This window comes from Maribacter aquimaris, from assembly GCF_014596745.1.
In the GTDB taxonomy this organism is placed as follows: Bacteria; Bacteroidota; Bacteroidia; order Flavobacteriales; family Flavobacteriaceae; genus Maribacter_A; species Maribacter_A aquimaris.
The window spans coordinates 95,673-116,541 of the sequence record NZ_JABTCF010000001.1 but is presented as its reverse complement, the minus strand read 5'-3'; the positions used below and the strand labels follow the sequence as shown (position 1 = coordinate 116,541).

At 40.0% G+C, this 20,869-nt stretch carries 21 protein-coding genes; 2 read left to right on the top strand and 19 right to left on the bottom strand.

Annotation, left to right across the window (positions count from 1 at the left end; genetic code table 11):
• The first annotated feature begins 24 nt into the window (after window positions 1-24).
• Window positions 25-399: a hypothetical protein gene (locus HPE56_RS00520; RefSeq protein ID WP_188241822.1), complete on the top strand. Its 375-nt coding sequence runs from the start codon at window positions 25-27 to the stop codon at window positions 397-399.
• A gap of 41 nt (window positions 400-440) precedes the next feature.
• Here the strand turns inward: HPE56_RS00520 and hisIE are convergent, their stop codons facing one another.
• The 19 genes from hisIE to HPE56_RS00425 form a co-directional block, all read right to left on the bottom strand.
• The gene (hisIE, locus tag HPE56_RS00515; protein ID WP_188241821.1) at window positions 441-1,037 is read right to left on the bottom strand and encodes a bifunctional phosphoribosyl-AMP cyclohydrolase/phosphoribosyl-ATP diphosphatase HisIE; all 597 of its coding nucleotides are present in this window, start codon (window positions 1,035-1,037) and stop codon (window positions 441-443) included.
• Between the two features lie 51 nt (window positions 1,038-1,088).
• Window positions 1,089-1,844 (bottom strand): imidazole glycerol phosphate synthase subunit HisF, encoded by a 756-nt coding sequence (gene hisF, locus HPE56_RS00510; RefSeq protein ID WP_188241820.1) that lies wholly within the window; start codon window positions 1,842-1,844, stop codon window positions 1,089-1,091.
• A gap of 74 nt (window positions 1,845-1,918) precedes the next feature.
• Window positions 1,919-2,644, bottom strand: a complete 726-nt coding sequence (gene hisA, locus HPE56_RS00505; RefSeq protein WP_188241819.1) for a 1-(5-phosphoribosyl)-5-[(5-phosphoribosylamino)methylideneamino]imidazole-4-carboxamide isomerase — start codon at window positions 2,642-2,644, stop codon at window positions 1,919-1,921.
• 1 nt (window position 2,645) lies between these two features.
• Entirely contained in the window at window positions 2,646-3,227 is a 582-nt protein-coding gene (gene hisH, locus HPE56_RS00500; RefSeq protein ID WP_188241818.1) for an imidazole glycerol phosphate synthase subunit HisH, read from the bottom strand.
• A gap of 120 nt (window positions 3,228-3,347) precedes the next feature.
• Window positions 3,348-4,481: a bifunctional histidinol-phosphatase/imidazoleglycerol-phosphate dehydratase HisB gene (hisB, locus tag HPE56_RS00495; protein WP_188241817.1), complete on the bottom strand. Its 1,134-nt coding sequence runs from the start codon at window positions 4,479-4,481 to the stop codon at window positions 3,348-3,350.
• 1 nt (window position 4,482) lies between these two features.
• Entirely contained in the window at window positions 4,483-5,529 is a 1,047-nt protein-coding gene (gene hisC, locus HPE56_RS00490) for a histidinol-phosphate transaminase (protein WP_188241816.1), read from the bottom strand.
• Window positions 5,530-5,571: 42 nt separating this feature from the next.
• Entirely contained in the window at window positions 5,572-6,858 is a 1,287-nt protein-coding gene (gene hisD, locus HPE56_RS00485; RefSeq protein ID WP_188241815.1) for a histidinol dehydrogenase, read from the bottom strand.
• Window position 6,859: 1 nt separating this feature from the next.
• Entirely contained in the window at window positions 6,860-7,303 is a 444-nt protein-coding gene (locus HPE56_RS00480; protein WP_188241814.1) for a GNAT family N-acetyltransferase, read from the bottom strand.
• Between the two features lie 8 nt (window positions 7,304-7,311).
• Entirely contained in the window at window positions 7,312-8,169 is an 858-nt protein-coding gene (hisG, locus tag HPE56_RS00475) for an ATP phosphoribosyltransferase (protein ID WP_188241813.1), read from the bottom strand.
• 248 nt (window positions 8,170-8,417) lie between these two features.
• Window positions 8,418-9,233, bottom strand: a complete 816-nt coding sequence (locus HPE56_RS00470; protein ID WP_188241812.1) for a prohibitin family protein — start codon at window positions 9,231-9,233, stop codon at window positions 8,418-8,420.
• A gap of 10 nt (window positions 9,234-9,243) precedes the next feature.
• Window positions 9,244-11,277: a vWA domain-containing protein gene (locus tag HPE56_RS00465; RefSeq protein WP_188241811.1), complete on the bottom strand. Its 2,034-nt coding sequence runs from the start codon at window positions 11,275-11,277 to the stop codon at window positions 9,244-9,246.
• 66 nt (window positions 11,278-11,343) lie between these two features.
• On the bottom strand, window positions 11,344-12,090 hold the full coding sequence (gene fabG / locus HPE56_RS00460; RefSeq protein ID WP_188241810.1) for a 3-oxoacyl-[acyl-carrier-protein] reductase: 747 nt from the start codon (window positions 12,088-12,090) through the stop codon (window positions 11,344-11,346).
• Window positions 12,091-12,227: 137 nt separating this feature from the next.
• Window positions 12,228-13,100, bottom strand: a complete 873-nt coding sequence (sucD, locus tag HPE56_RS00455) for a succinate--CoA ligase subunit alpha (protein WP_109653969.1) — start codon at window positions 13,098-13,100, stop codon at window positions 12,228-12,230.
• A 67-nt stretch (window positions 13,101-13,167) separates the two neighbouring features.
• Entirely contained in the window at window positions 13,168-14,100 is a 933-nt protein-coding gene (locus tag HPE56_RS00450; protein WP_188241809.1) for a UDP-3-O-(3-hydroxymyristoyl)glucosamine N-acyltransferase, read from the bottom strand.
• 35 nt (window positions 14,101-14,135) lie between these two features.
• Window positions 14,136-14,702 (bottom strand): elongation factor P, encoded by a 567-nt coding sequence (efp, locus tag HPE56_RS00445; RefSeq protein WP_188241808.1) that lies wholly within the window; start codon window positions 14,700-14,702, stop codon window positions 14,136-14,138.
• Window positions 14,703-14,710: 8 nt separating this feature from the next.
• The gene (gene lpxA / locus HPE56_RS00440) at window positions 14,711-15,496 is read right to left on the bottom strand and encodes an acyl-ACP--UDP-N-acetylglucosamine O-acyltransferase (protein ID WP_109653975.1); all 786 of its coding nucleotides are present in this window, start codon (window positions 15,494-15,496) and stop codon (window positions 14,711-14,713) included.
• 3 nt (window positions 15,497-15,499) lie between these two features.
• Window positions 15,500-16,906, bottom strand: coding sequence for a bifunctional UDP-3-O-[3-hydroxymyristoyl] N-acetylglucosamine deacetylase/3-hydroxyacyl-ACP dehydratase (locus HPE56_RS00435; RefSeq protein ID WP_223170174.1), 1,407 nt, complete (start codon window positions 16,904-16,906; stop codon window positions 15,500-15,502).
• A complete protein-coding gene (gene lpxD / locus HPE56_RS00430) occupies window positions 16,881-17,918 on the bottom strand; it encodes a UDP-3-O-(3-hydroxymyristoyl)glucosamine N-acyltransferase (RefSeq protein ID WP_188241806.1) in 1,038 nt (345 codons plus the stop codon). The genes HPE56_RS00435 and lpxD overlap by 26 nt, the downstream gene beginning before the upstream one ends.
• A 23-nt stretch (window positions 17,919-17,941) precedes the next feature.
• Window positions 17,942-19,171, bottom strand: coding sequence for an HD domain-containing protein (locus tag HPE56_RS00425; protein ID WP_188241805.1), 1,230 nt, complete (start codon window positions 19,169-19,171; stop codon window positions 17,942-17,944).
• 146 nt (window positions 19,172-19,317) lie between these two features.
• On the opposite strand from HPE56_RS00425, the gene porX reads away from it, so the two are divergent.
• Entirely contained in the window at window positions 19,318-20,862 is a 1,545-nt protein-coding gene (porX, locus tag HPE56_RS00420; protein ID WP_188241804.1) for a T9SS response regulator signal transducer PorX, read from the top strand.
• Window positions 20,863-20,869 lie beyond the last annotated feature (7 nt).

Below are 20,869 nucleotides of genomic sequence, written 5' to 3'. Positions count from 1 at the left end.
AGTTGATCCAAAACTTAAGTACCTATGAACAAATTAATTCTATTATTCCTTTTTCTAGTGTCTATTCTTCCTGGCACCATTGATGACGATTGTTCAGCGGTTTACAGTAGGGCAACGTATGCCCTGTCCCATTCCAAAAAGGCCTTAAAGGCCCACAATTTTGATCATCAGGTTTATTACTCCGGGAAAACTTTGGAAGCCTACAAGAAAATTGCCGATGGTATGAAAGAGTGTGACTGTGAGAATGCCACAGAGCTTATCCTGGATATTACCATGGATGCCAAAAAAGCAGCCGATCCGGTAGATTGGCCCCGTGGACGTTATTATAGTAAAAAGGTATACCTAAATACCCAAGAGTTGATTACTATTCTTGACCTATGGGCTGAATCTCATGAATAATAAGATCCCTTACTTGTACAAATACAATATTGAAGGAAGTTTTAGTGCCTTCCCTTTAAAACCTCTACAATGTCATTAAGGGCATACCCTTTAGCTTGTAACAGTATTAAATAGTGAAATAGAAGATCAGCACTTTCATTCAAGAACAGATCATCATTGTCATCTTTGGCCTCTATGACCACCTCAACAGCTTCCTCCCCTACCTTTTGTGCAATTTTATTGATGCCTTTTTCGAACAATGAAGCTACATAGGATTTACTGCCATCGGCCGCTTTTCTGCGTTGTGCAATAACCGCTTCCAATTCGGACAAAAAGCCGAATTCCTGTTTGTTATCTTCATTCCAACAGGTATCACTTCCTTTATGGCAGGTAGGTCCAACAGGATTTACGCGAACCAATAAGGTATCTTGGTCGCAATCGTTCTTAACCTCCACCAAATTCAGGAAGTTGCCACTTTCCTCCCCTTTTGTCCATAAACGCTTTTTGGTTCTACTATAAAAAGTCACCTTTTTGGTATCCAGGGTCTTTTGATACGCCTCTTGGTTCATATACCCCAACATTAAAACGTTTTTAGTTGTTGCATCTTGAATGATGGCCGGAACGAGTCCGTCACTGTTTTTATTGAAATCAATATCCATTTTATATGTTTTAAACGCCTTGAACATCTTAAATATCCAAGAACATGGTTTTTATAATCGTACAGGAATCCCTTTTGATCGGAGTTCCTTTTTTAAATCGTTTATTTCTATTTCCTTAAAATGAAAAACACTTGCGGCCAGGGCTGCATCCGCTTTTCCTTTGATAAAGGTATCTGTAAAATGTTGCATGTTGCCTGCACCACCGGAGGCAATAATCGGAATATTCAATTCCGATGACAATTTGGCCAAGGCCTCATTGGCAAACCCATTTTTGGTCCCATCGTGGTTCATTGAGGTAAAAAGGATTTCACCGGCACCACGTTCCTCGACTTCCTTGGCCCAGTCAAAGAGTTTGATTTCCGTAGGTACCTTCCCTCCTACCAAATGCACGATCCATTCGCCATCAATAACCTTGGCATCTATGGCCACAACAATACATTGTGAGCCGAACTTAGCTACCAAGTCATTGATCAATTGTGGATTCTTTACAGCTGAAGAATTAATCGAAACCTTATCGGCTCCGTTATGGAGTAAGACATCAACATCCTCTACCGAAGAGATGCCTCCACCGACCGTAAATGGGATATTTACTTTTTCAGCCACGTGGTATACCAAATCGGCCAATGTCCTTCGTTTCTCCTCAGTGGCCGATATATCTAAAAACACCAATTCGTCGGCACCTTCACGGGCATAGATCTCAGCGAGTTCCACGGGGTCCCCCGCATCGCGAAGATCAACGAAATTAATGCCTTTGACCGTTCTGCCATTTTTAATATCCAAACAAGGTATGATTCTTTTTGTAAGCACTTCTTATTGATATTTTGTAATTATTAATCCGATGGTGTTTGGTTTTCCATTTACACTGATGCTTTATGTGGCGATCAGGACGATAGGATGAAAGTCTCCAATTGTTTGAGGCTTATCCTATTCTCGTAAATCGCCTTTCCTATAATTGTCCCCTCACAACCCAGTTCTGCCAACTTTGGAAGCTCATCAAACGTCGATATGCCTCCCGAGGCGATCAACTTAAGGTCGGGAACCTCTTCCAATATTTTTTGGTACAATTCAAATGAAGGGCCTTCCAACATACCATCTTTACTAATATCGGTGCATATAACATAGGTAATACCCCTTTTTTGATACGATTGGATAAAGGGCACCAAGTTTTCCTTTGACTCCTCTAACCAACCTGAAACCGCTACTTTTTCATTCATGGCATCTGCACCTAATATTATTTTGTCGGGACCATAACGTTCTAGCCAATTCAAAAAAGTTTCCTTGTCCTTAACCGCAATACTACCGCCTGTAACTTGATTGGCACCACTTTCAAAGGCAATTTTCAAATCCTCATCCCGCTTTAATCCACCCCCAAAATCAATTTTCAATTTGGTTTTGACCGCAATCTGCTCCAAAACCTTATGATTGATGATCTGATGTGATTTAGCTCCGTCCAAATCGACCAAATGCAGGTGTTTTATTCCATGGGATTCAAATTCCTTGGCAATCTCCAACGGATTTTCGTTGTATATTTTTTTTGTGCTGTAGTCTCCTTTGGAAAGTCTTACACATTTACCATCGATGATATCAATAGCCGGGATTATACGCATATTATAATTGTAAAAAGTTCTTTAATATCTGTTCCCCCACGGTGCTACTCTTTTCGGGATGGAACTGTACCCCATAAAAATTGTCCTTGGCCAATGCGGCACTATACGGAATTCCATATTCGGCGGTAGCTATGGTTTCTTTACACAAAGGGGCGTAATAGCTGTGGACCATGTAAATATATTCTGTTTTGACAATATCCTTAAACAGATTTGTTTTCAATGCTGTAATGGCATTCCAACCGATTTGCGGTACTTTGACTTTATTTGAAAAACGGACCACATCACAATCAAAAATCCCCAACCCCTTGGTGTCTCCCTCCTCTGAACTATTGCACATAAGTTGCATGCCGAGACAAATACCCAACACGGGTTGTTTCAGTTGTGGAATCAAGGTATCCAATCCGCTTTGCCTAAGCATTTTCATGGCACTACTGGCCTCTCCTACCCCTGGGAATATAACCTTATCGGCATTTTTTATTTCCTCGACATCATCGGTCAATAGGGCATCATATCCCAATCGTTTAAAAGCGAATTTGATGCTTTGAATATTCCCTGCTCCATAATTAATTATTACAATTCTCATAGATTAAAGTAAAAAGTTAAAGGAACGAAGTACAAGGTTGGTTGTTCTTTATATGTAATGATCATCTTATTTTCTTTTCCTGTTTTATCTCTTTGCACATCTAAGCCTGTGCCTAGTACTTTATAAAACACCTTTAGTCGAAGGTAAAACCATCTTCTCTACATCCCGTTTTACCGCCATTTTGATGGCCTTGGCAAAGGCCTTGAAAATAGCTTCAATCTTATGGTGCTCATTTTTACCTTCAGCTTTTATATTCAGGTTGGCCTTAGCACCATCGGTAAATGATTTAAAAAAGTGATAAAACATTTCGGTAGGCATTTTTCCGATCATTTCCCGTTGAAAATCAGCGTCCCAAACCAACCAGTTGCGTCCTCCAAAATCTATGGCGACCTGCGCCAAACAATCGTCCATAGGTAAACAGAAGCCATATCGTTCAATGCCCAATTTGTTCCCTAGTGCTTTATGGAATACCTCTCCCAATGCTATGGAAGTATCCTCTATGGTATGGTGTTCATCTACCTCAAGGTCACCTTTCACCTTGATATCCAAATCCATTTGACCATGTCTTGCCAATTGATCCAACATATGGTCAAAAAAAGAAAGACCTGTGTCAATGTTACTTTTTCCAGTACCATCGAGGTTTAATTTGATATAAATATCGGTTTCGTTGGTCTTCCGTGTAATTTCAGCAGTGCGATCATTCAGCTTGAGAAACTCGTATATCTTTTCCCAATCATTGTTCTCCAACGCGATCACGCTATCCAATTCCTCCCTTTTCACCGAAATCTCATCAGTACCCAAATTGGTGTTGTCATTGATAAATATTCCTTTGGAACCCAGGTTTTTAGCCAGTTCCATATCGGTTAACCGATCTCCGATTACAAAAGAGTTGGCCAAATCGTATTCCTCTGAAAAATATTCCGTTAACAACCCCGTTCCCGGTTTTCGGGTATTGGCATTCTCATGGGGAAACGTACGGTCAAGAAAGACCTTGTCAAAAACCACTCCTTCATTCTCAAATGATTTAAGGATGAAGTTATGTACGGGCCAAAATGTTTCTTCAGGAAAAACATCGGTTCCCAACCCATCTTGATTGGTTATCATGACCAGTTCATAATCCAATTCCTTGGCAATTTTACCTAAGAAAGTAAAGGCTTTCGGATAGAAGATCATTTTCTCGAACGCATCGATCTGTTCATCGACAGTTTCTTTGATGATAGTGCCATCCCGATCTATAAATAAAACTTTTTTCATGTTATGCTATTTCCTTTAAAGCGGTGATCAATTTTTCGTTTTCCATCTTGGTGCCAATGGTGAACCGCAGTGTGTTCGCGCATAGGGGCTGTGTTGTCCTATTTCGAACCACTACACCTTTTTTCAGTAGCTGCCTATACTTTTCGTTGGCATCGTCTACTTCAACAAGTATAAAATTAGCATCTGAGGGATAAATCGTTTTTATATAGGACACTTCATGCAATACTTTCAACAAACGTTCCTTTTCTGCTAATATCTGACCAACCTCAACGTGTAAAACCTCGGTTTTTAAAACTTGCTCCAACGCCCGCTTTTGGGTTAGTTCGTTCACATTGTACGGTGGTTTTATGGTGTTCAAAACGGCTGTTATTTGTGCTGATGCGAAACACAATCCCAATCGAATACCTGCCAACCCATAGGCTTTGGATAAGGTTTGGGTAACAATTAGATTTGGAAATCCATCCAAGCGTTTCAACCAGCTATCCTTATCCGAGAAATCGATATATGCCTCATCAATGACCACTAATCCATCAAAATTATTCAAAAGGTACAAGATGTCACTTTCGTCAATGCTATTTCCGGTAGGATTATTGGGGGAACAAATGAAAATGATCTTACTATTCCCATCTACGGCGTTTAAAATGCCTTTCGTATCCAATTGGAAATCCTTGGTCAGGAGTACCTCACGATTTTCCACGGCATTGATACCCGATAAAACCTTGTACATGCCATACGTAGGAGGAAGGGAAATAATATTGTCGACCTTCGGTTCACAAAAGGCCCTGAATATCAAATCCAATACTTCATCGCTCCCATTTCCCAAAAGTATGTTATTGGCATTGACTCCTTTTTGTTCCGCCAATACCGCTTTAAGGTTACGTTGTTGAGGATCGGGATATCTATTTACACCATTCTCGAACGGATTCTCATTGGCGTCCAAGAAAACCATCTCCGTACCATCGGAAACATATTCATCCCTTGCCGATGAATACGGTTGTAATCCTTTTATATTCTCCCGAATACTATTATTTAAATTGAATTCTGACATTTCTTTATTCTTTCAATCGTATTTTGGCCTTTCGTACTATTATCAATCCTTTAGACTTTGTAATCGAAGTGTTACCGCATTTTTATGGGCATATAAACCTTCCGCTTCTGCCATTACCTCGATGGTCTTTCCAATTTCCACTATACCCTCTCTCGATATTTTCTGGAAGGTCATACTTTTCATAAAGCTATCCAGGTTTACGCCACTATACTGTTTGGCGTAGCCATTGGTAGGTAGGGTGTGATTCGTTCCAGAGGCGTAATCGCCTGCACTTTCGGGGGTGTAATCGCCGATAAATACCGAACCTGCATTTTTAATGTTATCGATGAAGTAATCCTCATTCGTCACACAAACGATAAAATGTTCTGGACCATATTCGTTAATCAGGTCGTTGGCGGTGGCATCATCCTCTACATAAATCAATTTGCTGTTGGCGATGGCCTTTTCGGCAATTTCTTTTCGTGGTAATTCCTGAAGTTGTTTTTCAACTTCAATTTCAACTGCCGCGATTATTTCTTTGGAAGTCGACACCAAAATTACTTGACTATCGACACCATGCTCGGCCTGACTTAATAAATCGGAGGCCACAAAGGCAGGGTTTGCCGAATCATCGGCAAGGACCAAAAGCTCACTGGGACCTGCCGGCATATCGATAGCAATCCCATATTTGGTCGCAATTTGTTTGGCGACAGTGACGAATTGATTACCGGGGCCAAAGATTTTATAGACTTGCGGAATGCTTTCAGTACCAAAAGTCATCGAAGCGATTGCCTGTATGCCGCCTACCTTGAATATTTTGGTTACCCCACATAAGTTGGCCGTAAACAAGATAGCCGGGTGGATCTTTCCTTCCTTATTAGGAGGGGAGCACAACACCAATTCCTCGCAACCTGCAATAGTAGCGGGTACGGCAAGCATTAGAATAGTGGAAAACAAGGGCGCGGTACCACCGGGAATGTATAGTCCAACTTTTTGTATAGGTCGTTTTTCCTGCCAACATTGTACCCCATTTGCAGTTTCTACCGCTACCCTATCCGTTTTTTGGGCTTTATGGAATACTTCGATATTGTTCTTTGCTGACAATATAGCCTCTTTCAATTCTTGGGAAACCAATGCTTTAGCCTCCTCGATTTCCTGTTCAGAAACCAGAAACCCATCTATAATAACCCCATCAAACTTTTCGGTATACTTTTTTAAGATGGTATCTCCATCGTTCTGTACCTCTTTAAAAATGGCCTCAACGGTTTGTTCAATATCGGCTACGGTCTGTGTAGGACGCTTTAATACAGTGCTCCATTCCGATCTTTTGGGATTGTAAATCTTTTTCATGTTAACGTTCCTCAATTTTTTTAATCATATGGTATCCTAATGGTTCAAAACCATGACCTTGCCAAAACTTTTTTCCTTTTTCGTTGTGTACATAGCAATTAACCTCTACGGTCGTACAATCAATACTTTTCGCATATTCAAAAAGCCATGACATCATCAGTTCACCAATCCCTTTACTTCGATATGATTCCTCTACATAAACATTATCAGGCTCAATATGTTTGCCATTGTACAATTTATTCAGGACCCAGAATCCGCAACATGCGATCAATATGTCACTGTCATAAACACCTATGCATTGGTAACTTCCCATACCCAACATCGGCTGTAGGCGACTTTTGAGCAAAGCTTCGGAAAACTTACCTTGATTCAGCTTATAAACCAAGGGTAGAATCGATTCCATTTTGTCAAAAGGAATCAATTCTAGTTTTAAATTGTCTTCCATACCAATAACTAAAGCACCATTTTCTCGATAGGGCAAACTAAAATACCCTCGGCACCCGCTTGCTTTAATTCATCGATAACTTCCCAGAACTTATCCTTATTGATTACGGTATGTACCGAACTCCAACCTTCTTCCGCCAAAGGTAAAACTGTGGGACTCCGCATCCCGGGCAATAATTTCAGTATATCATCCAATTTGTTGTTCGGGGCATTCAGCAACACGTATTTGGACTGTCGGGCCTGTAAGACCGACTTGATTCTAAATTGCAGCTTTGTTAAAATAGCCTTGCGCTCGTCGGTGATTTTTTGTGAAACAGCCAAAACCGCTTCACTCTTCAACATTACTTCAACTTCTTTAAGGTTGTTCTTGAAAAGCGTACTGCCACTTGAAACGATATCGCAAATTCCATCCGCAAGTCCAATATTCGGGGCTATTTCAACAGAACCATTGATAATATGCAGATCGGCATTGACCCCCTTTTCCTTTAAATAAGCGATAACCGTGTTGGGGTAGGAAGTGGCTATGCGTTTGCCCTCAAAATCCTTGACAGAAGTATACTTCATCGATTTAGGGACTGCCAAGGAAACCCTACATTTTGAAAATCCCAATTTTTCGGTAATGTCAATACCCTGACCTTTTTCAATCAATACATTTTCACCGATTATGGCGATATCCACTACCCCATCACGTAGGTATTGGGGTATGTCCCCGTTACGTAGGTAAAAGACCTCCATGGGGAAATTCCGTGAAGATGCCTTTAACTGATCTTTACCATTATCTATGGAGATTCCACAATTTTTAAGGATCTCAAGGGAATCCTCATTCAAACGGCCCGATTTTTGGATCGCAATTCTAAGTTTTGTCATTTTCTTCTTTTGTTAGGTTCAAGAAATCAAAAGAGTTTAAAAATAAAACCCGTTTGATTGCTCAAACGGGTTTTAAATATTTTGTAATACTACAATACATCTTTACCTTGCTTGAGAGCCAGTGTAAAAATGATGATGTGTATTTTGATTCTTCATTACGAATGTAAAATTATAACTTATTTTCAATTCACAAAACATTTGTTCAAAATTGCACAATTCTTTCTTTGAAATGTACATTATCCAACAGTTTAGTTATTTCCTAAAATTAATGGAAGACCTGATTCGCCTCCTCCGACAACTATGATCTTCGTGTTGGGTGACTTGGAAAGTTCCAAGGTAGCATCGATACCTTTGTCCTTCAAGATCTGATCATTCAAGGAAGCACTTAAAATACGGTTCGCATCGGCTTTACCTTGTGCCTCTATAGTTACTTTTTGAGCTTCTTTTTGGGCCGTAACCAATCTAAACTCGTACTCCAAGGATTCTTGCTCTTGCTTTAATTTACGTTCAATAGCTTCCTTAATAGTCGGAGGTAAGGTTACATCACGTACCAAAACTTCGTTTAATTGAATGTACTGTCCATCAACGATTTTTTGGGTTTCCTCAAAAATTTCCTGCTGAATGGCATCCCGCTTGCTGGAATATAGTTGCTCAGGGGTATAACGGCCTACGACACTCCTTGCTGCAGAACGTATGGTTGGCAATAAAACCCGTTGAATATATTCAGAGCCTTTTTCTTGGTGTAATTTCCCCAAGAATTCGATTTTTGGTTGGAACCAAATGGATGATTCCAATTTAATCTCCAATCCATTGGATGACAATACTTGCATTTTTTCAAGGACCTCTTGCTGCCTCACCTCATATACAAATACTTTGTTCCATGGGGCAACAATATGAAAACCTTCTCCCAAGGGTGGTTCATCGGTGACGACACCCCCACCAAAAGTTTTGTAAAGGACCCCGGCCTCACCCGAGTCAATCGTAATTGCAGATTTTGATATCAATATCACCAAGACTATTAGTACAAATACTGCTGGTAATGCTATTTTAGGTAATTTATCCATATTATTCATTTTAATTTAATCCGTTGTATTTTCTTATAAACCACTCCACAGACAACGCTGCGATTATTAATCCTAAAAGAAACCGGAAATCAACCAAAGGTACGACATTTTCATCGCTTTTCTGTATAGGTTTGAATTGGTCATTGGCCAATAAGTCATCTATAAGAATATGGGTATCCTTTGGAAAATACAACTTGCCTCCAGTACCATCCGCAAGCCTTTCCATTTTCTTGTAATTACTCGATGTGAACTGCTTTTCGACATCGAAATCCAAGATATTGAAACTTCCTGATTTAGTCAAATTTTCATCTTCAACTTTTACGGAAAAGGCATATTCCCCTGATGGCATATTACTTAAATCAGTCTCGTAATACCCTCCTTTCAATAGCATGGGGAAATCTTGCACTGTATTCGCCCCTTGCTTTCTTAGTTGTAGCGTGATCTGGGCATTGGGGTCGAAAGTAAATGATTCATCAAAATAGTTGACGGTTATCTTGGCATCGTTGCCATGGTCATAAAAAGATTCATAATCCAGGACCAATCGGTCTTTGGGTTCATTGACCGAGAGGTATAGTATTATTTTGCCGATCAATTCATCAAATTGATTGAAGTTTTGCTGCTCCCGATAATTTTGAATACGCCATTTCCATAGGTTTTCACCAAAAAGGACGGCCTCCCTCCTTTTGTCATCATCCAAGATGACCAATAAGGGTTCCCCTATATCACTTCCCTTGATCTTTTGGGACAATAACCCGTAGTGGTTTTTAATTATCATGGTTTCGCCCAAGTTGGTTTCCAACGGGGGGTAATTATAAAAATCGATATCGGGAATATTGAATTTATTGAAGCCTTTGTTGACTAACGGACTCACTTCCTCAGCTTGGTCATAACTGTTTTTTGAAAAGGAATTCTGAATTTTATTGAGAAAATTCCAATTTGTTTTTGGACCTGTGATCGTAAAGGTGGCTATATTGGATTTTGCAATAAAATCATATAGCTTACTAAACGATGGTGTCGGTTGATATAGGATGATCAAATCCACATCCTTCAATTTCCCCAAATCATCCAAGGGTTTTAGTAGCTCTACCGAGCGCTGTTCATTGCTTTCAATGGATTTTTTCAAAGCACCAATGTCTGGATGCAACAGTTCGGAGACAATGGCGATGTTGGTTTTCTCATCAATCACCTCTATCGCAATGTTTTTGATGTTATTGGCAATGTTCTTTTCGTTTTCCAAAGGGTCGAGACTTATTTTCAATGTCTTCAAACCTACTGTAGCTGCATTTAAAAGGACGTTTATTGATGCCGAATTGTTGTTCTTGGATAATTCCAGCCTTTCGGAGTGTACCGTTTGACCATTCATTGTTATTTTAAACATGGAAGCTATACGATCCTCCCCATCATACGATACGAAAACCTCAAGAGGAAACTTGTTCTTTAGAAATGCATATTTATTGCTATTGACCTGGACGATCTTCAAATCATCATACCTCGTGGTATCTCCCACAACCAAAGGAAATATTGTGGATTTTTGCTGATTGCCGTAGTATTCATAATCATCCCCCAAGGTATTGTTGCCATCACTTAAGAGTACAATGGCACTCTGGGAGTGATCGAAAATGGTATTTAAGGTTTTGATTCCTTTTGCTATATCCGTAGCGTTTTCATTAAAAGTCAAACTATCCAGAACCCTCAATTCCCTACCGAATCCATATTGTTGGATATTGAATTTATCCTTTAAATTATCGGATGCATCAAGCTCCTTGAGGATCGCATTTACCTGATTTTGGCCAATGCTATTCTTGATTGACGAAGAATTATCGACCAGTACGATCAAATTGGATTTCTCCAAAAAGAACTTTTTTTTAATGAACTTTGGGTTTATCAATAACAAAAAAGTACAGAATACAGCCAAATAACGCAAAAAGGAAAGCAGTAACCGTTGCTTTCCTTTTGTTTTAGGCCTGTAGTAATATTGAAAAATAATAACCAACAGGGCAGCTATTGCAGCTAATATAATCGCAAGTACTGTTGTTGTTTGCATTTCTTTATAAACTAGAAGCCATTTGGACCAATTGGACTATGGTCGATACGTAGTTCGTTACCTGTGTTAGGTTAACATTCCCCCATTGACATGCAAAACCTCCCCAGTAATATAGGAGGATAAGTCAGAGGCAAGGAAAAGACAAGCATTTGCAATATCTTCCGGAGTCCCACCCCGTTTCAAAGGAATCTCATCACGCCATGATTGAACCACTTTTTCGTCAAGTTTATCGGTCATTTCCGTTTCGATGAATCCAGGGGCTATAGCGTTGCAACGAATATTTCTGGAACCCAGTTCCAAAGCCACTGATTTTGTGAAGCCGATCATACCGGCTTTGGAGGCGGCATAATTTGATTGTCCGGCATTTCCCTTAACACCAACGACACTACTCATATTAATGATAGAACCTTTTCTTTGTTTGAGGAAGGTACGTTGTACGGCCTTTGTCATGTTAAAGACCGATTTTAAGTTGGTTTCGATCACTTGGTCAAAATCGTCCTCGGCCATTCGCATGAGAAGATTGTCTTTGGTGATGCCTGCATTATTGATTAGGATGTCAATACCACCAAAATCCTCCAATACCTGCGAAACAAGTTCTTCGGCAGCTTTAAAACTAGCGGCATCACTCTTGTAGGACTTGGCCTTTACTCCTTTGGCCATCAATTCTTTCTCCAATTCCAAGGCAGGACCTTCACTTGAACTATATGTAAAGGCCAAATTGGCCCCATGATCAGCAAATACGAGGGCAATGCCTTTACCTATTCCCCTACTGGCTCCCGTGATTATTACATTTTTTCCTTCTAACAGTTTCATTTATTGATTCTTTATGCTGTTGGTTATCAAATATAGGATATGTTTATCCAAAGTTGAAAAAAATCCCGATAATGCTGAGTAATCATCAGAACGATCGGGAGGGTAAATCTTCGATATGAAATTTTGACAGAGGTAGTCTATCCCATCACCTCTTTCACTTTAATGCCTATTTCCGCAGGGGAATCAACAACATTGATTCCACATTCCCTCATAATGGCCTTTTTGGCTTGGGCTGTATCATCACTTCCTCCTACGATAGCACCTGCATGTCCCATGGTCCTACCTGCAGGAGCTGTTTCCCCAGCGATGAATCCTACAATGGGTTTTTTACTTCCGCTTTCCTTATACCACTTGGCGGCATCGGCCTCTAATTGTCCTCCAATCTCACCGATCATTACAACACATTCGGTTTCCGGGTCATTGATCAATAATTCAACGGCTTCCTTGGTTGTTGTTCCGATGATAGGATCTCCTCCAATACCTATGGCGGTAGTGATTCCCAATCCTTGGCGAACAACCTGATCGGCTGCTTCATACGTGAGTGTACCTGATTTGGATACGATACCAACATTACCTTTCTTAAAAACAAAACCAGGCATAATCCCAACCTTGGCTTCTCCTGGCGTGATAACCCCGGGACAGTTGGGTCCAACCAATCGGCAATCCTTATCCTTTATGTAATCGGCCGCTTTGACCATATCGGCAACCGGAATACCCTCTGTAATCGTGATGATTACCTTAATACCCGCACTAGCTGCTTCCATAATGGCATCAGCGGCAAAGGCTGGCGGCACAAAAATAATGGTCGTGTCAGCCCCTACTTTTTCAACAGCCTCTTCAACCGTATTGAATACAGGTCTTCCTAAATGTTCTTGCCCTCCTTTTCCCGGAGTAACACCACCAACTACATTGGTACCATAAGCTATCATTTGCTCTGCGTGGAAGGTTCCTTCGCTACCGGTAAATCCTTGAACAATTATTTTGGAATTTTTGTTGACTAGAACGCTCATAAAGGTTTTATTTTATTTTATTCACAAAAATATGCCATAGCTTATTATTTGAAAAGCCATAACGGGGTTATTCTTTTAATTTTGCTATAATTTCGGGAATTTTTTTCACGTAAGCTAATTGCTTTAATTTCTCCCTGGATTCTTCAATGGGGGTGCCAAAATAACTTTTACCCCCAGGAACGGATTTTGTTACTCCCGTTTGTCCCATGATTACGGCTTTGGAGCCAATTGTTATTCCACTATTGGTCCCGACTTGACCCCATATGGTAACTTCATCCTCAATAATCACACAACCTGCTATGCCTGTCTGTGATGCTATTAGGCACAGTTCCCCAATAACGGTATCATGGCCAACGTGTACTTGATTGTCCAATTTGGTACCTCGTTTTATCGTAGTATCCCCGGTTACCCCTTTGTCAATCGTACACAAGGCCCCTAATTCAACATAATCCTCAAGAACAACGCGCCCACAGGAAATCAGTTTATCGAATCCTTCAGGTCTTTTTTTGTAATAGAAGGCATCGGCACCCAATACGGTACCTGCATGAATGGTAACACCATCCCCTATTACACAATTATCATAAATACTGACATTGGAATGTATAAGGCAATCTTTCCCAATGGTCACATTATTACCGATAAATACATGGGGTTGGATAATTGTACCCTCCCCAACTTTGGCAGAACTGGATATCGATAACGTACTTTGTTGGAAAGGTCGAAAGAATTTAGACAGTTTGTTGAAATCCCTAAACGGATCGTCAGATATCAACAATGCTTTTCCTTCGGGGCATTCCACATCTTTGTTTATCAAAACAACCGAAGCCTTTGATTTTAAGGCCTTATCGTAATACTTTGGATGGTCTACAAAGACTATTTCCCCATTTTGCACTACATGGATCTCGTTCATTCCCAAAACCTTAAAATCCGGGGAACCTACATAGGAACAATCTATTATGGTCGCAAGTTGTTCAAGGGTGTGTGGGCTAGGAAATCTCATGGCATAAAGTGATTTTCAATATTCTGGTTAGGTATTTATTCCTTTACCCTTTCCATATAATTACCCTTTTCGGTATCGATCTTGATTTTATCCCCTTCATTGATAAAAAGGGGAACATTGACCCTTGCACCGGTTTCCACGGTTGCCGGTTTGGTGGCATTTGTAGCGGTATTTCCTTTAACACCAGGCTCTGCGTGGGTTATTTCCAGAATAACACTGGCAGGCATATCCACAGATAAAGGCATACTGTCCTCCGTATTGAACAAAATGGTCACAACTTCACCTTCTTTTAACAAATCAGGAGCATCCAAAGAGCTTTTCTGAAGTGATATCTGATTGTAATCATCGGTATTCATAAAGTGAAAGGTATCGCCTTCCGCATATAAATATTGATAAGATCTTGTTTCAACACGTACGTCTTCGATTTTATGACCTGCAGAAAAGGTGTTGTCGACCACTTTGCCACTTGTTACACTTTTAAGTTTTGTTCGTACAAAAGCCGGACCCTTACCCGGTTTTACATGTAAAAATTCAATAACCTTATAAATGTCGTGGTTGTATTTAATGCACAATCCTTTTCTAATATCTGATGTTGATGCCATATATAAATTTAATTAGTACTAAAATAACCTTTCATAATACCGCGTTGTGAATCCCTGATAAATTGAAGAATTTCATCCCGTTCGGGAGTGGCCTCCATTTCGGCCTCAATAATCTGGACCGCTTGGGTATTATTGTAATGTTTTTGATACAGGATACGATATATATTCTGTATCTCATGTATTTTCTCAGAGGTAAATCCCCTTCTTCGAAGTCCGACAGAGTTGATTCCCACATAAGACAAAGGTTCACGTGCCGCTTTAACATAAGGGGGTACATCTTTACGTACCAAAGACCCTCCTGTGACAAAAGCATGTCCTCCGATGGATACAAATTGGTGTACGGCCACTAAACCGGCCAAAATAACATTATCCCCTATGGTTACGTGTCCTGCCAATGTCGAATTGTTGGAAAAAATACAATTATCACCTACTAGACAATCGTGGGCAATATGGCAATAAGCCATAATCAAACAGTTTTTTCCTATAACCGTTTTCATTCTATCGGAAGTGCCTTTGTGAATGGTCGCACATTCGCGTATGGTGGTATTATCACCAATGATCACTACGGTTTCTTCCCCTTCATATTTTAAATCCTGGGGAGAAGCGGAGATTACCGCACCTGGGAAAATATTACAATTTTTTCCGATACGGGCCCCTTCCATTATGGTAACGTTGGAACCGATCCAAGTACCATCCCCAATGATAACATTGTTATGTATGGTGGTAAAAGGTTCAACGACAACATTTTTCGCAATTTTGGCGCCTGGATGAATATAGGCAAGCGGTTGGTTCATATATTAGTTCTTTTTTACGATTTGGGCCATCATTTCGGCCTCACACACCAATTTATCATTGGCATAAGCATACGCTTGCATATGGCATATCCCCCGTCGTATGGGTGAAATTAAACTACAGTGGAAAATAAGGGTATCCCCTGGAAGTACTTTCTGTTTAAATTTGACATTGTCGATTTTCATGAACAATGTAAGGTAATTTTCAGGGTCGGGAACGGTACTCAATACGAGGATTCCCCCAGTTTGGGCCATGGCCTCAACCTGCAGTACACCAGGCATTACCGGTGCGTCTGGAAAATGTCCTACAAAAAACGGTTCGTTCATGGTGACATTCTTCATTCCTACCACATGTTGGTCAGAAAGTTCCAATATCCTATCGATCAATAAGAAAGGAGGTCTATGTGGAAGCATGGCCATAATCTGATGGATATCCATCAAAGGAGGCTTGCTCAAATCATATTTAGGAATATTGTTGCGCCTTTCCATTTTAATGATCTTGGACAATTTCTTTGCGAATTGGGTATTCACAAAATGACCCGGCTTATTCGCAATTACCTTACCCCTAATCCGTATTCCGGCCAAGGCCAAATCCCCAATCACATCGAGTAATTTGTGCCTAGCGGCTTCATTGGGTTGGTGCAATGTCAAGTTGTCCAGGATACCATTGGGTTTTACCGAAAGCTTCTTTTTATTGAAAGCCTTTTCGAGTTTTTCCATGGTTTTTGACGAAATCTTCTTATCTACATAAACAATGGCGTTGTTAAGGTCCCCGCCTTTAATCAAACCATTTTCGAGAAGGGTTTCCAGTTCGTGAAGAAAACTGAAGGTCCGTGCATCCGCTATTTCCTTTTTGAAATCGCATAGCTTGTGCAAAGTAGCATTCTGTGTCCCCAACACTTTTGTACCAAAATCTACCATTGCGGTGATTTGATAAGTATCGGATGGTATTATTGTTATTTCACTTCCTGTGGCATCATCTTTATACGATATGACATCCTTAACGATGTATTCCTCGCGGTCTGCTTCCTGTTCAACAATACCCGCGTTCTCCAAGGCCTCAACGAAGAACTTGGAAGAGCCATCCATAATAGGAGGTTCCGGAGAATCCAATTCAATGATCACATTATCGATTTCCAATCCGACCAAAGCAGCCAAAACATGTTCCGACGTATGGATTTTGACCCCACGTTTTTCTAGGTTGGTGCCTCTTTGGGTGTTGATGACATAGTTGGCATCAGCCTCTATAATAGGCTCTCCTTCCAAGTCAACACGTTTAAATGCATAACCATGGTTTATAGGGGCAGGGGTGAATTTCAAAGTAACATTTTCCCCTGTATGCAAGCCTACACCTTTCAGCGTAGCCTCTTTTGCAATTGTTCTTTGTTTATCCGTTGTTTTGATCACTGTCAATCTTTTTTTCCAGTTTTTCAATTTTCTTTACAATCTTAGGTAGGTTCTTAAAATGAACATAAGACTTATTAAAATCCCCATACGTTAATGCAGGAGATCCCTGTAATACTTCATTGTCCTTTATATTTCGGCCAATACCTGATTGGGCCTGAATTTTTACATTATTTCCGATCGTAATATGACCAACAATACCCACTTGTCCGCCGATCATACAATTTTCGCCAATTTTCGCCGAACCGGCAATACCCGTTTGTGCAGCAATAACCGTGTTTTTACCGATTTCTACATTATGGGCGATTTGAATCTGATTATCCAATTTAACCCCTTTCTTTATTAAGGTAGAACCTAATGTGGCCCTGTCAATGGTGGTGCCTGCACCAACATCGACATTGTCTTCCAGAACAACATTCCCGGTTTGGGGAACCCTTATGAATTCACCGTTTTTATTTGGGGAATATCCAAAACCATCCGCACCTATGATCGCACCACTGTGAATCATGCAATTCTTACCGATTACGGTTTCAGAATATATTCTGGCTCCTGCAAATATGGTGACATTATCATCAATTCTTACATTATCACCTATAAATACATTGGGATAGATCTTAACATTGTTTCCAATAATCACCTTACTTCCAATATACGCAAACGCCCCTAGATAGAAATTATCACCATAAACGGCGTCATCGGCTTTAAAGACTGGGGACTCTATCCCAACTTTATTATTTTTAACCTCATTGTAGTATTGCAAGAGTTTTGAAAAGGATTCATACGCATCATCCACCTTGATCATGGTGGTTTCAATATGCTGTTCCGGAACAAAATCTTTATTTACAATGGTCACTGAGGCCTTTGTAGTGTAGATGTAAGAGGTGTATTTGGGATTGGCTAAAAATGTCAACGAACCTATTTCGCCCTCCTCTATCTTGGCGAGTTTGTGTACTGAAATCTCAGGGTTACCTTCAACTTCTCCTTCTAAAATGCCCGCAATTTGACCTGCTGTAAATACCATGGTGACAAAAGTAAGAAAAATAGTTAAACCGTTTCTTTGGGGTAACAGATATAAAATTTAGTCACTTTTTTTGAAAGTGTTTTCAAATTCAAATGGTCGGAAGCTTTGGCGGCATCCTTAAGTTTACCATCCTTCCTAAGGATATTAATATTCTGTTTGTCAATATTGTATGCTCTATTTGATATTTCCCCAGTAAAAACAAAATATGCGGTTTCCGCATCGGAAAGCTTCCAAAGCTCTTTGATTTTTTTTAAATGTTCATTTAATTTTTTAGGGGAAATCGACTTATTCTTGAGTTTTATGGTGAGCAATTTTCTATTAATGATCATACCGCACAAAGTAGAGAGCACAAAATCCCCATGATATTGCCATTGTTTGAGTGCTGATAAAATGTCGATATCATCCAAATGGGAAAATTTATCCAAATTAGTGGCATTGAAGTTATTCATGTCAATTTTATGCTCCATAAAATACAACAGTGCTTCGCTACAATTCAAATGCTCTCCCTTGGCCAAAAGTTCCTTGGCCCTTTTTAAGACACGGATCAATAATTGCTCCGCTACCAAGCCTGTCTTGTGCAGATATACCTGCCAATACATAAAACGTCTGGCCATAAGGAATTTCTCAACGGAATAAATCCCTTTTTCCTCAACGACCAGTTTGTTGTCTACCACATTGAGCATACCGATCAAACGTTCAGCATTGATACTGCCTTCAGCCACACCCGTATAAAAGCTATCCCTTTTCAGATAATCCATCCGGTCCATATCAAGTTGACTCGACATCAATTGGTTTAGAAAACCTCTGGAATATACGCCTTGGAAGATTTCAATGGCGAGCGTTAAACTTCCGTTAAACTTTTTATTGAGTTCTTTCATAAAAAGCAGGGAAATATGCTCATGGGAAATACCCTCCACAATACTGTGCTCCATGGCATGGGAAAAAGGGCCATGCCCAATATCGTGTAGCAATATGGCCACTAGCAACCCTTCTTCTTCCTCCTTGGAAATTTCAACACCCTTAAAACGAAGCACTTGAATGGCATGCTGCATTAAATGCATACATCCCAAGGCGTGATGGAAACGGGTGTGATGCGCTCCTGGATACACCAAATAGGATAACCCCATTTGTGATATTCTGCGCAACCTTTGAAAATAGGGTTCTTCAATAAGGTTAAAAATAAGAGTACTTGGAATTCTAATAAATCCGTAAATTGGATCATTGAATATTTTAAGCTTGTTTGAATTTGTCAAAATGGCTTTTTTAAATAATGATCAAAGTTATACAATTGAAACGATAACCCCTATATGAAATGGGCATGTCCTATTGCTTGCTGCTGGATCGATCTTCAGGAAAAGGCAATTCATATTCAGGTCTCATTAAATATAGTTCGCATACTATGAACAAGATAACAATCCTATGGGTCGATGATGAAATTGACCTTTTAAAACCACATATTCTCTTTCTCGAAAACAAGAATTACGAGGTTGTTACTTGCAAAAGTGGACAGGAAGCTTTGGAAGAAATCCAGAAAACCCCTGTGAACATCATTTTTTTGGATGAGAATATGCCGGGTCTTTCCGGATTGGAAACCTTGAGTGAGATCAAATTGATTAATTCATCGATTCCTGTGGTCATGATCACCAAGAGTGAGGAAGAACTTATCATGGAAGAGGCCATCGGTTCAAAAATCGCCGACTACCTGATAAAGCCCGTCAACCCCCATCAAATATTATTGTCACTAAAGAAGAACCTGGATCATTCCCGTTTGGTATCGGAACGTACTACAGCCGATTATCAGCAAGAATTCCGGAAAATAGCAATGGACCTGTCTGTGGTCAATTCTTATGGGGAATGGATCGATTTGTACAGGAAGTTGATACATTGGGAACTGCGACTCGAAAATATAGAGGATTCCAGCTTGATTGAAATCTTGGAATCCCAAAAAACCGAGGCCAATAATCAATTTGGAAAATTTGTAGAACGTCACTACGAAGACTGGTTCATAGAGGATGATGGGCCTGTTTTGTCACATAACCTTTTCAAAAAATGGATAAAACCCGAAATCATAGATACTCCCACTTTGTTGGTTGTCATCGATAATTTAAGATATGACCAATGGTTGGCTTTCGAATCAACGGTTAGTCCGTTTTACAATAAAATCAAGGAGGAATCTTATTTCAGTATTCTCCCTACCGCCACCCAATATGCCAGAAATGCCATTTTCTCTGGACTTACCCCCTTAGCGATGGAAAAAAAGTTTCCCGATTGGTGGAAAAACGATACCGAAGAAGGAGGTAAGAATCTCTATGAGGATAAATTTTTAGGGGCGCAATTGAAACAATTGGGATTACCCCTTAAATGGGAATACCATAAAATAAGTAGTCTTAAACAGGGCAAACAGTTGTCCCAAAATTTCAAATCGCAGAAAAACAATGATTTAACGGTCATCGTTTACAATTTTGTGGATATGCTTTCCCATTCGAAGACCGAAATGGAAGTGATCAAGGAATTGGCTTCGAACGATAAGGCGTATCGCTCCTTGACGCTAAGTTGGTTTAAAAACTCACCCCTATTGGATATAATCCAACAAGCCCAACAAATGGGTCTTAAATTGATATTGACCACTGACCATGGTACGATTAACGTCAAACAGCCCTCTAAGGTTATTGGGGATAAGGAAACGAGTTTAAACCTCAGATATAAAACAGGGCGAAGTTTAAGTTATGAGGAAAAGGATGTTTTGGAGGCTAAAAACCCTGCAGATATTCATTTACCGAGTATCAATATGAGCAGTTCGTTCATTTTTGCCAAGAACGATCTCTTTTTTGCCTATCCCAACAATTACAACCACTACGTAAGTTATTATAGAAACACGTATCAACATGGCGGGGTATCATTGGAGGAAATGGTCATCCCCTTTATCGTGTTGGAGCCTAAATAATTCTTTG